This window comes from Mesorhizobium sp. M1A.F.Ca.IN.020.03.2.1, assembly GCF_004023205.1.
In the GTDB taxonomy this organism is placed as follows: domain Bacteria; phylum Pseudomonadota; class Alphaproteobacteria; order Rhizobiales; family Rhizobiaceae; genus Mesorhizobium.
Genome location: NZ_RZSV01000030.1, coordinates 1 through 12,350 on the forward strand (window position 1 = coordinate 1; position 12,350 = coordinate 12,350).

The window sequence follows — 12,350 nt, forward strand, 5'->3', positions numbered from 1 at the left end:
AAGAAGCAATCGCGCGTTGGACGCGATTAAGCCATTTCGTCTCGGGTTTGGGGTGCGTGAGAGTGGTCAAGCCAACGTCGCGTAAGGCAATCCCTGGGTGGAGCGCTCCTCAAGCGAAGTCGCCTATTCGTGACCGGACCAAATTAGCGCCTCCCACTTTTCGGCCCGTCCAGCTGGCAACGCTCGTAGACACCGTCCCTGCCGGCGACCGCTGGATCCACGAAATGAAATACGACGGCTATCGCATTCTTGTTGCCGTCGGCGGCGGCGAAGCGCGTGCCTATACCCGATCTGGCCTGGACTGGTCGCAGCGTTTTCCTTCCGTTCTTTCGGAAGCCCGCAAGCTCAAGGTCCGCTCCGCTCTGATCGACGGCGAGGCCGTCGTTGTCGATGCGAACGGAAGATCAAACTTCCAGGCGCTTCAGAACGCATTAAAGGGTGCGCCAGCCACCATCGATTTTTATGCCTTCGATCTCCTTCAGCTCGACGGCGAAGATCTTACCAGGCGCCCGCTCCTTGAACGCAAAGAGAAGCTCCAGGCAATCTTGCCCGCGAAGAACGCGATCCTTCGCTATTCCGATCACATCCTCGGTCGCGGAGAAGAGCTGCTCGAACGCTTTTGCGCAGCCGGTCTCGAGGGAGTTGTTTCGAAGCTCGCCGATTCGCACTATGTGGCAGCCCGCGGCGGAAGCTGGCTCAAGATCAAGTGCATCAAGCGGCAGGAATTCGTAATTGTCGGCTGGACGCCGTCCGATAAGGTCCGCGCGTTCCGGTCATTGATTCTGGGGGTGCATGACGGCGGCAAGCTGCGTTATGCCGGGAAAGTCGGCACCGGCTTCGATACAGCTGAACTCTTCCGTCTCATGAAGATCATGGCACCGCTCGAGCAGAAAGCCGCGACCGTCGAGGCGCCGCGAGCCGAAGTTCGCGGAGCACATTGGCTTTACCCCAAGCTGGTCGCAGAGATTGCCTTCACCGAGATGACCAAGGAAGGAACGCTGAGACATCCGAGCTACCTCGGTCTACGCGAAGACAAGAAGCCGGAGGCGGTCGTGCTGGAGACGGAACGTCGCACGGCCAAGCTGACCACGCCGGCGAACACCATTGCCATCAGCAACCGTGACCGCGTGATCTATCCGGAGTCCAATATCACAAAGGGCCAGCTCGCCGACCACTACGCGGCAGTCGCGGAGATCATGCTTCCTTGGATCGCCAGTCGTCCGATCAGCCTGGTTCGGTGTCCCCAGGGCCGGGCCAAGAAGTGCTTTTTCCAGAAGCATGATGCCGGGAGCTTTGGCGGCAAAGTCCACCACGTCGGCATCACGGAAAAAGATGGCCACGAAGAGCCATATCTGTATGTCGACGATGCCGATGGTCTGATGACCTGCGTCCAGATGGGAACGATCGAGCTGCACGGGTGGGGAGCTCGGATCGAGGATGTCGAAAAGGCCGACCGCCTCGTCTTCGACCTCGACCCCGATGAGGGTCTCGATTTCGAAGCGGTCCGCGCCGCTGCTTTCCAGTTTCGTGACATCTTAAAATCGCTGGGACTTACGACCTTCCCGATGCTTACAGGGGGCAAAGGGGTGCATGTGATCGCCCCGCTCACCCCTCAGGCCGAATGGCCGCAAGTGAAAGACTTCGCATTTCGTCTCGCTCAAGCGGTCGCTCAGAGCGATCCGGCCCACTTTACGGCCGCGCTGTCGAAGGCGCGCCGGAAGGGTCGCATCTTTGTGGACTATTTACGCAACCAGCGCGGGGCGACCGCGATCATGCCTTACAGCGCAAGGTCCCGACCGGGCGCTCCGGTCGCGGCACCGATCACCTGGGCGGAAATGAAGACGATTGATGCGCCCTCGCATTTCCACGTCGGCGATGCTGCTGAATTGAAGAAACGCGCAACCTACAAAGCTCTGGCGGGATGGGGTCGCGCCGACCAGTCCTTGCCGAATCTGTAGCCCCACTCCGCGAATAAGGCAGCAAGCATGGAGTTCTTCGCTGCCCTTGCCCGATTGGAACCTGCGGAGATTGGCCCCGTTAGCCTCGACAATGGCAAAACCCGATTCAAGGACCGTCGCCAGTCTCCTCAGGGAATACGCACATCGCTCGTCGCTGCGCGGAGACAATCCCTATCGCACCAAGGCTTACTTGCGCGCGGCCGATAGTCTGGCTGCGTTGTCGCAGCCGCTTGACCGGATCATCGCCGCCGGCGCCCTCACCAGAATCCCGGGGATCGGTGACGCGATCGCAGACATTATCAGCAAGCTCTATGAATCGGGCACGCACCCACGCCTTGAGAAGCTGCGCGAGGAGGTGCCGGCGGGTGTAATGGAGCTGTTTGCCGTACCGGGCCTTCGGCCCGACAAGATACTGAAGCTTCATCAGGCGCTCGGCGTGAACTCGTTGGCCGAGCTCGAAGCGGCAGCAAGGGCAGATCGCATCCGGCCAGTCAAAGGCCTCGGTGCTTCGTTTCAAGCAAAAATCCTGCAGAACCTGGCTATCGCTCGAGGCGGCGAAACACAGCTTCACCTGCACAAGGCCGCCGCTCTTCTTGAGCACGCGATCATTTCCGTGAAGCAAGAGCATCCCGAGTTTTCGCGCGTGGAAATCGCCGGTGATTTCCGACGTGGTTGCGAACTTGTTGCCGACCTCGCGCTGGTCGCGCAGGGGAAGAAGCGGACCGAAATAGAGCAGTCCACCCTCAGGCTTGTCGTAACGGACAAGAAGCACTTTGGCGCGAGCTTCGTCGAAGCCACCGGTTCGGCAGCCCATCTTGAGCAGTTGAAGATGTACGCTGCCGAGAGAGGGTTCGCCCTCAAACCCGATGGGCTCTACCGCGGCAGAAAGCTGATCGCATCAGTGACAGAGGAGGATATCTACGACGCGCTGGGCCTGCAGTTCATCGAACCCGAACTGCGCGAAGGCAGGAACGAGATTGAGCGGGCAGCGAGGCGGCAACTCCCTACCCTTGTCCGGGATGAAGATCTCAATGGCATCCTGCATTCTCACACGACCGCATCCGATGGCACCGAGACGCTTGAGGCAATGGCTGAAGCGACCCGTGAGCGCGGGTTCGAGTACTATGGTGTCGCCGACCATTCGCAGTCTGCGCACTACGCGGGCGGCCTCACATTGCAGGAGATTGCTGAGCAGCACCGCGAAGCGGATCGGCTGAACAAGAGGTATGGTGGAAACTTCCGTATCCTCAAGGGCGTCGAGGCAGACATCCTGGCCGACGGCTCGCTTGACTATCCGGGCCACGTCTTGGAGCAGTTCGATTTCGTCGTCGCGAGCGTGCACAGCCGCTTCAAGTTGCCGAAGAAAGAGCAGACGGACCGTATCATTGAGGCAATCGCGAACCCCTTCACGACAATCATCGGACACATGACCGGTCGCCAGTTGTTGCGGCGCCCCGGCTATGATCTCGACATCGACAAGGTCCTCAGAACGTGCGCGAGATATGGTGTCGCTGTCGAAATCAACGCGCATCCGTGGCGGCTCGATCTCGACTGGCGGTGGCATCAGAAGGCACTCGACTACGGCTGTATCTTCAGCATCAACCCGGACGCGCATTCGATCCGCGAACTCGACCACATGCATTGGGGTGTCGAGATGGCACGCAAGGGGGGCGTTCCTAGGACGCGGGTTCTCAACGCGATGGGTTTGGCGGCTCTGCTTGCGCACCTTTCAAAGCGCAAGCGCGATTCCAAGACCGGCGGCAACAGCCGCTCGCCTGTGCGGAAAGCTGTCGCATGAGGCTCGAGGTCCTAGCCTAGATTAGCGCTTAGTGTTTCGACGTCAGCAGCTTTGGCCCAGGTCGGCGATCGACGGCCACTGTAAATGCCTGGAAGGGGGCCGTTAACTGACTGGCCGCTTCCGGCACGCGCGCTGTGAGAAGCGGACATTCGTTCAGATTCTTGCGGCAGGCGGAAATGCTAATGCGCAAGCCGCTCGACCTGCGCTAAAGCCGCGGCGGAGATGCATGGTTGATACCGGCCCGAAGAGCGATTGGCCATGATCGGGACCATCAGCGTCGCGTCCTGAGCTCCATCAACACAGGCCACACCGCTTCAGCAGCAGTGCTGGCATCGACCTTGCGAGCGACCACATCCAGACAAGAAATTGCTGCCAGGATGCTCATCGGCCAGGCATCGACGATTTGTGCAACGTGTCTGGCGAACTGACGCATCTGGCTCGACAAGTCGCCTCCGACCGTAGCGGCGAACCACTGCGCCGCGTGGAGCAGCGCCTCAAGAGCCTTGGTGCTTTCGTCGTCCTGCGCTGCCTTGAGCCGCTTATGAGGCCAGATCCGGGCATTGGTTGAAGCGACTGACGAAATTGTCCGTTCGAACAGATCGGCGTCACCGAGGCGCGCGCATGCTTTTGCAAAGATCTCCAGTTGTGCACGATGAGATGGTTCCGTTCTGTCCAGAGGCGCATCCACCAAGCGCTTCGAGATTGTCTTCCGGATTTCGATCAGAACGTCCTGATCAACGCTTTCCACCTCTACTAACAGTGTGAGAGCGGGACCAACGAAGGTAGAGTTCTGTGTAGACTCCTCGACAATCCGACGGGCCATTGCCGTGTCCGTCCTTAACGAGAACGGGCTATCGGACGAAAGCCATCCGGCATCGATGTACAAGGGAATGGGATCTTGCGCAGGCCAAAAGCCTTGTGGAGCCACCACTGCGGCCGATCCGGCTTCAACAGTCGGACTCCAAGCCTCTCCTCGCTGCATACCAGCAAGCGCCTGGAGACTTTCAGACGGTTCGAAGCCCGCCTTCAACAACCTCGATACTATCGCGGCGTCGACCCGTGATGACGTGAGCCTCAGACCGAATGTCTGTGCCCACCTTGGCCAAAGTCGCTGACGCTCGAACTCAGTGAATGTCGCAACGTCGTTCTGGGCAAGCCACTGATTGAAGCTGGCGGTCTCGAAACCTGCGGGAAGGATCGCACGGCTGACATGCTCGGCGAACGTCCAGATCAGTGAGATGTTCACGTCGACGGGCATCTCCTGCCAACGGGCGTCGTTGATCGCTCTCTTGGCAGTGCGTCTTACTAGGCCTGAGAAAATTCCCCTCCCAGCCTGGATGAGTTGACCGATATACTCGTCGACCTCCGAGGAGTCCGGATCTGGAGCTCCACGGGCTACAAACCTGCTCACGGCCCACAGTGGCGAATCCCAATATCTTCGATCGTTCTCCGACGATGTCTGGCTCGCCTGCGCGTCGAGCAGAGCCCGAGGCAACTCGAAGGGAAGGCCGGATAGTCGCTCCAGCGCACCGTCGGCTCCCAAGGATTCCAAAAGCGCCGCTGTGGCATCTGCCGCTAGGCTCGCGGCATCCCCGCGATAGTCGGGCGGCAGACCTAGGAAATCGAAGATGACCGCGGGAGACGGGAGGTCGAAACCGTCGATGGAGAGCGCCCTCCCATGGCGAACGCGCTCGCGCATGACCTCGATCTGTCGTCGGAACTCCCCGCCCCTCGCCTCGTCGAAAAGCAGAACCCGCCGATCGACATCGGTCTCGTCCAATATCACGCGCGCGGTCGCATCCGAGATGTCCCGGTCCACGCGCGCAGCTGACCTGAGGGCTTCGACGGCTTTTTCACGCAACGAGATGTCCGGGTGAACCAAGGCTATCGACGTGCGATCGAAGTTGTATCGACGTTTCTTGATCGTGAGGAAGATCAAGGGCAGATCGTCCTCGACCGCCTCGCTTTCCAGTCGGGCCGAATCCTTCGAGTTGTGCAAAGGAAACTTAACCTTCTTCCCGCTGCTCTCCGCTTCCCGGATCGCGGTCGGTAGATCGGCGATCCTGACGGTAATGCCGTCAGCCACTTCCAGCGTCGTCACCCTCTCGCTGCCAAGGGCCTCCGCCACCCCGTTACGCGCGGCAATCGCGTCGTACCATTCGCTCGGTAGCAGGCTCAGGAACCGATGGACGATATTCCTCATATGAGCCCGCAACTTCCTGCGAAGGCTTTCGTCAGTTTCTGGCGGATCCTCAAGGATGCGGGACGCCATTCCAGCCAGTATTTCGACGATGTCGCTAAAAAGCTCGGGGTCCGCGTTGCGGGTTACATCCACGACGCTCAGTGCCCAGTTTACGTACATCTGCCTGTCGGCGTCCGACATCTTCTCCGACGTCAGCTCGGCGAACAGAGGGACTGATATGATCTGAGCGGGGATCAAGCTCGCCAGCCTACGCCTTCCGGCCGGGGTGGTATCGGCCATGGCGCCTGGGGCATGCTCCAGCCTGAGGTATATCGAAACCCATGCGGACCTCGCCAACCTCTGTTCGAGGGTTTGATCCGGATGCCTCCATATCGAAAGAAGCGTTTCTTTCAGGAGCGTGGCGAGTTCGATCAGCTGCCGGGTCTCTCCGACGACGTTCCCGTCTGCATCGACATGCAGGTTCGGCTCTATGTAAGCGAGGTTGGACGCCTGGATCGCGAACCAGCGGCGGATGTCGGTCAGAACGCCATTCTCGACGACCTCTCCATCCACGATGGGCGCCTGCTCGAGGACCCGGACGATTTCCTGTTCCGACCCCGGCATGAACGAGTAGCCGTTACTCCACAGATCGCGGAGGATCGTCTCATGCCTCTCCGAAGACAGTAACCCTCTGTCCATCAAGAGGCTGAGGATGTCCGTGAGGTAGAGCGCCTCCGGGAACCGCTGCTTCGAAAGCGCTCGATCCTCGATCCAGAACAGGACGCCTCGTTTCGCCTCGTCCGTCGGAAGCGTGTCCATGAGACATCTGACATGGGCGGGAAGCGACTCAAGCCGCTCCTCGTCCTTTTCGTGATATGTATCGGGTCTCGTCCGCCATGCGGATGAGGTCAGCCGATCCGCAACGACCTGCTGCAGGCCGTCCAGCGAGGCGCCGATCGACTCCTCCTCCCTCAAGGTTTCGACGTCGTCGGACAGGCGACGGGCATCGCCGACCAGAACACAAGTCGGCAGCGATCGAGCGATTGGCTCAAGGACCTTGAGTTGCGCTAGATGCGCCACGGCCGTGGCCGAGAGGCTGACGCCCGCACCGGGCAACGCGCGTCGCTCCGGCGGCTTTTCCAGATCCAGTCCTCGAACGGCTGCCTCGACCTCGTCCCGGGTGAGATGTCCGTTTTCGAAAGCGTGTTCGAGGAGGGTCGGAGCCATCCATTCGTCATCGTTCCCGCTACCACATAACATTTCGACGCGGACCGCTCCTTCCGGTGCGGTGTCGACGACCTTGACGGCGCTGCTCCCGCTCTCGATCGCGAGGATGGTCGCGGCGACTTCACGGCTCGGCCCTGAATACTGTTGGCGGAGTTGGAACAGCGCCTGTGGAAGCGTTCCGGGAACCATGACCCGGAAGACCTTGTCCAGATCATCGAGCAGCTTGAGCCGATGGGCCAGCAGAATACCGCTGAGATCGACGACAAGTTCAGGATTGCCAACCACCTCCGGTGCAGGCTGTAAGGCGCCGTGCCCGAGCAGGAGCATCGGGAATGCATCTCCGATGTTGTTGCGTCTGGATCGGCCCGATCCTAGGAACAGAGATCCGTACGCCTTCTCGTCGCCGCGCATCGCGAGCGCTGCAGGAACTTGCCCTGCCAGCCATTGCCCGAAAGCCTGCCTGTACTCGTCGGCCCGCTCCTTCATGTAGGCGAGAATTTCTTCGACTGTATCGAACTTGCGTACAGTGCCAAAGCCCTCGCCGCCCGTGACTATCCTGCGGACCATCTCGTCCTTCAGGTCATCGAAGCCGCCTAGCGAATTGGCGAGGTTTAGAAGGATTCCTGCGAGTTCGGCTGGAATATCCGCGTCACCTACCTGCTCCAACGCCTGCCGCGCGGTCTCGGGCGAAGCCGTTCTCAACGCATAGGCGATCTGCACAGCCTGTCGGCTGTCCAGCCTCCGGGCAGCCAGCGCTTTCTCGGTCTCGATCTTCAGTTCCCTGAGGTTCCCGACACGCAGGTAAGCGTGAAGCAAACGGTCATGGACGCGGGCATTGTTGTCGTCGGCGAGCATTCCCCGTAGGTCCGCGATGACCTGGCTGTGCTGACCAAGCCCTTCGTGCGCTTCGATACGCGGATATCGCAGGCGGTTCGGTAACGCGTCCCCGCGGAAGTGTTCGATTGCCTGGAGGGCGATTGAGTACTCTTTGGTGCGATTGGCAGCCCGGGCGACCAACTCGAGTGCCCGTACGGTCCCGATCTCGAACAATTTCTCGCGAAGGGAGAGCACGTCGGCGTAAGAGCGCGTCGACGACAGGAACTCCGCCCCGGACGCGAGGTTTTCGACGGATGCACCCGTCCCTGACAGGAAAGCCATCAGAGGAAGGTTGTCTCGCCTGCCGATCGCCCAACGAACCGCAGAGGAGTAGTTTTCCTCCGGTGGACCCGCGTCCTCTCCAAGCTGCTTCCTCCACATCGCGAAGAATTCCGCGGCTTCAGGAAACGACGGACCAAACCTGCGGACCACCGCCAACCCCGGCCGAGGACTGTCAAGCCTCGATGCCATGAGCGCCAATACGACGACGTGACCGGGCGTGCCCTCGCCACGCCGCAGGAGATCGCCCAGCTTTTTCTTGACTTTGCCCCGCCGCATCGGGACCCCGCAGTGTAGCAACCACGCGATCACCGAAGGCTCCAACATGCTTCGAGCCATCAGGGCACGCGCATATCTCCTCGCTTCCATCTGTCGGTCGGGATTGAGCAGCAATGCGCCGAGCTTCCATATCTCGGCTTCGCGGCGGAACTCCCCGTCTCCATCGGCCACCAACCTATCGAAGGCGCTGGCCGCCTCGGAAAGGAGCCTGATCGCTTCTTGACCTGGCCGAACGAGGGATGGAGCGATCGGATCGGGTATGCCGCCAAACTGAATCTGAACGCCCGGTGCAAGCGCGGATGCTATCTGCAGTACGGCCAGCGTGAACCTTGGCGCGGCAACGTCGCCACCACGATCGACAGCGGATTTTGCGTTGTTGAGGCTTTTGCCTTCGGCTCCCTCGATGAAATGTGCGATCGCTCGGAGCCGCATGGTCTCTGCGGTGACCGCGTCCCCCGTCAACTCCGCGAGGAGTTTCAAGGCGGCTCCGGCCTTGCCGCTCTCGATCAGCATGGCCGCTTTGAGTTCTCGTTCCCGCGTCACAAGCGGCTCCGGCAGCCCTTGCAGGGCGACGGCAGACCCGGAACGCGATCTCTCAAGGATGGCTCTCGCGGACCTATCCGGCGCTGGTGCCAGACCATCGGCTTCATCGAGCACCGCCGATGCGCCCTTGATATCGTCATCTCGCAGGAGAACAAGCGCAGCAGCCCGTAGCGCTTTCGCCTTGGTATCGGCCGCCAGGCTTTCCCAAAGCGAAATGTCCTGCTTTGCGTCCGCGATCCAATCGCGAACACCCGTACTCTTCCCGCGCCGCAGTTCCGATATCGCGCCATCGAGCCGAAGCGACCATGCCTGACTCAGCTTGCCGGACATCGCCTCCAACTCGGAAGCCGCTACCCGCGCGAGATTGAGAGCTGCCCGGGCCTGATTGTTTATAGGTGCGCTTCCCTCGATCGACGGGTGCCCGACGATGATGTCACCGCATATCGCGTCTACCCAGTATCTGTTGAAGTATTGGCCGACGAGGGCGGGGTCGTCCTTCATCAACTCCGTGATCTTGTGGGAATTCCAAAGAGTGAACTGGATACCCAACGGTTTCAGCTTGGCGGTCAAATCGCGGGCGGCGTCGTTGATGTCGTCGTCGTTGCACTCGTGCGAAACCGCGAGAACGAAGTGCTTTACCCGCTTACCCTTCCAGTGCCCCTCAAGATGCTTGGTAAAATCCTCTGTCCAAGGGGCGAGATGCCAGCCCTCGATATCCTTGTAGCACTTGGCCGAAATGACGACGAACGGCTCGGAGTCCTGATCGAAACCTTCAACATCGACCCCGAACTGCGGTACCCCCCTTTTTCTCTTAAGGGAAGTTCGCTGCGCTTCCTTGTACTCTTTCCTCAGGATGTCGAGGCAGAGATGTTCGAAACGCAAGCTGCCGACGGCGACGAGCGGAAGCACCCACTCGTTTGAAAGTGAAGGAACCGCATTGCTCGGAGGCGTTATTCCCCGGGGCGGCTCCTTGGCCTTTTTCTTCTTCGGTGACGGCATTGAACAGGAATCGTTGGTAGATACCGATTGTCACGCGCCGAAAACAATTGGGCAACCGCTTTGAGAGAGGTCGCAGGCGATACCAGCGCCGGGGGCGCACAATCTCCGCCCTTAGACCCTGACTAGGCCTATAAAAGGCGCCGGCCGGCCTGACCGTAACTGCCGCAGTGTCCGCTATCGGCCACGTACGAGACTGGGATTTACGGCCGAAATGAGGGCGCAAAGCAGCTGAAAACGACTGCGTTCAACGTTGTTGTCCTAATGCCTACGCTGTGCGCATCGGCCAAGGGCACCATGCATTCATGCCAGCCGCCTGGACTCGACTTCGACTGCCCGGACGCCATAGCGCGTCATGCCGCGCGGCTTGAAGATCGAGAGTATGGTCGCGATGACGAGTACCACCGCGCCGCCGGCAGCATGCAGAACAATAGCGAACCGGCCGCTCGTTGCTGCCGCAAGCGTGCCGTTCGCCGCAGCGGATGCGAGCTGCGAAATTGTGGTGGTCTGTATCAGCAGGACAATCAGCGCGATCACCGTCAGCACCAACTTCACGATCACCCAATAGTAGCGAAACAGCCCCCAGAGTGTGCCGAGAGACTGAACGACTCCGACTGTAAGGGTTGTCGCGGCCAAGGGCACGATAACTCCCCAGGTCAGCGCTGGCATGACCATATATGCGGAGCGCTGGGCCTCAGCATCACCGCTGAGCCCGATGATAGCGAGCGCGAGGAAGGTCACCACTGCTCCCAGGAACCCTACGCTGGAAATAACATGCAGCAGGAGCACAAGTTTGCGCAGTGGTGCATTGAAGGTCACGCTAGTGCACCACGCCCATGTGCTGCCACGGACCATGACCGCTGAGTGCCGCAATCCCGGCGATCACGAGCAAGGCGAGACCCACCCACAAGAATGCCTTCACCCAACCGGGCATGCCTGCTGCTATGCGCTTGCCATTCGCCATCTGGTCAGGTCCACCGCTCGTGACTGTCAATGTATCGAGACATAATGTCTCTGAGTCAAGATGATATGTCTCGACACGGCCTGGCACCTGTGAAATGACTGCCCCCATGCCTAAGCTCTGGAACGACACGATCGAAGCCCACCGCGACGCCGTCGCCACTACCATCGTGAACAAGACGGCCGAGCTGGCGGCGGCCGAGGGCCTGCACAACCTCACAATGGCACGTATCGCCAAGGAAATCGGGATAGGTCGCGCCACCCTCTATAAGTACTTCAGTGAGGTTGAGCAGATCCTGGTTGCTTGGCACGCTCGGGAGGTCAGCACCCACCTTGCCCAGTTGGAGCAGGCCCGGGCAAAGGAGGCCGGCCCGCTTGCCGCCCTCAAAGCTGTTCTGCTCGTCTATGCGGAGAACGCTCGCCGTGGCCACGGTCACGCGTTCGCCTCGCTGCTCCATTCGATGCCGCATGCCAGGCATGCGTACGCTCGCCTAGAGGCGATGGTCGCAGAACTGATCGCAGAGGCCATGAATGCCGGTGAAATTGAAGATGCCTCGCCGGCGTCTGAACTCGCCAGGTACGCGCTGGCCGCCATTGCAGCGGCTCAGCAGGCGCGGTCGAAGCCGAAGCTGGAACGTCTGTTGCGAATGATCCTTCGCGGGTTGGGTTCGCGCTCGGGCAGCTAAAGCGCGTCGCGCTGGATTCAGGCGACGCGCTTTAAGACTGTGATTTGGGCATATCGTTGCTCAGAAGCGCTGCACAGTTCTGGGCGATATGCATTAGCCGTGACCCCCGAGCACCTGCCGGCCGATGAATCCTCTCTCCACGATCCGGACTCCCGGACGAAGGGAATCGTCTTCACTTACCTCCGAACCGTGCCTGGACGGTGTGCCCGTCAGCCAGCGTCGCCGACACGACGACCTTCGCGTCCGCCCCCAATGTCTGGGCGAGTGCCCCGACGAGCTTGTTGGGCTCCTCGGGCGTTAGCTGCACCACGGCGGTTTTGCCAGTGCCCTGGACGACGGCACGGGCGCCCGTTACTCCGGCTGACGAAAGCGGCTTGTCGTCGGCGCCCTCGGTTAGAAACAGGACCAGCTTTCCCCGCTCCGTGACGAGCTCAATATGATGCCCGCCGCTGTCGGCAACCGGCCCCCCGTTAGGTCCCTTCGCCAGTTCATGGGCCATTGCGCTGAAGGTCATCAACGTCGCCGCAGCCGCTACAAGCAATGTTTTCATATGTCGTCTCCAAGTG

6 protein-coding genes are annotated in these 12,350 nt (G+C 60.5%); 3 read left to right on the forward strand and 3 right to left on the reverse strand.

The window, feature by feature from the left end:
- The first annotated feature begins 62 nt into the window (after window positions 1-62).
- The gene (ligD, locus tag EOA79_RS07540) at window positions 63-1,958 is read left to right on the forward strand and encodes a DNA ligase D (RefSeq protein ID WP_281060258.1); all 1,896 of its coding nucleotides are present in this window, start codon (window positions 63-65) and stop codon (window positions 1,956-1,958) included.
- A gap of 91 nt (window positions 1,959-2,049) precedes the next feature.
- Entirely contained in the window at window positions 2,050-3,756 is a 1,707-nt protein-coding gene (locus EOA79_RS07545) for a DNA polymerase/3'-5' exonuclease PolX (RefSeq protein WP_128292953.1), read from the forward strand.
- Window positions 3,757-4,027: 271 nt separating this feature from the next.
- Here EOA79_RS07545 and EOA79_RS07550 read toward each other — a convergent pair whose 3' ends face one another.
- Together EOA79_RS07550 and EOA79_RS07555 are read right to left on the reverse strand one after the other, a co-directional pair.
- A complete protein-coding gene (locus EOA79_RS07550) occupies window positions 4,028-10,141 on the reverse strand; it encodes a hypothetical protein (RefSeq protein WP_127334694.1) in 6,114 nt (2,037 codons plus the stop codon).
- A gap of 300 nt (window positions 10,142-10,441) precedes the next feature.
- Window positions 10,442-10,957, reverse strand: a complete 516-nt coding sequence (locus tag EOA79_RS07555) for a hypothetical protein (protein ID WP_245479143.1) — start codon at window positions 10,955-10,957, stop codon at window positions 10,442-10,444.
- Window positions 10,958-11,208: 251 nt separating this feature from the next.
- Here EOA79_RS07555 and EOA79_RS07560 point away from each other — a divergent pair, with 251 nt between their 5' ends.
- Complete coding sequence (locus EOA79_RS07560) at window positions 11,209-11,784, forward strand: TetR/AcrR family transcriptional regulator (RefSeq protein ID WP_164748122.1); 576 nt, start codon at window positions 11,209-11,211, stop codon at window positions 11,782-11,784.
- Between the two features lie 172 nt (window positions 11,785-11,956).
- On the opposite strand, the gene EOA79_RS07565 is transcribed toward EOA79_RS07560, so the two are convergent.
- Window positions 11,957-12,334: a hypothetical protein gene (locus EOA79_RS07565; RefSeq protein ID WP_127334691.1), complete on the reverse strand. Its 378-nt coding sequence runs from the start codon at window positions 12,332-12,334 to the stop codon at window positions 11,957-11,959.
- Window positions 12,335-12,350 lie beyond the last annotated feature (16 nt).

What these genes read in the sequence shown, in the direction of transcription:
- EOA79_RS07550 (WP_127334694.1), bottom strand. Translation starts at nt 10,141, where the DNA reads ATGCCGTCACCGAAGAAGAAAAAGGCCAAGGAGCCGCCCCGGGGAATA.
- EOA79_RS07560 (WP_164748122.1), top strand. Translation starts at nt 11,209, where the DNA reads ATGCCTAAGCTCTGGAACGACACGATCGAAGCCCACCGCGACGCCGTC.
- EOA79_RS07565 (WP_127334691.1), bottom strand. Translation starts at nt 12,334, where the DNA reads ATGAAAACATTGCTTGTAGCGGCTGCGGCGACGTTGATGACCTTCAGC.
- EOA79_RS07545 (WP_128292953.1), top strand. Translation starts at nt 2,050, where the DNA reads ATGGCAAAACCCGATTCAAGGACCGTCGCCAGTCTCCTCAGGGAATAC.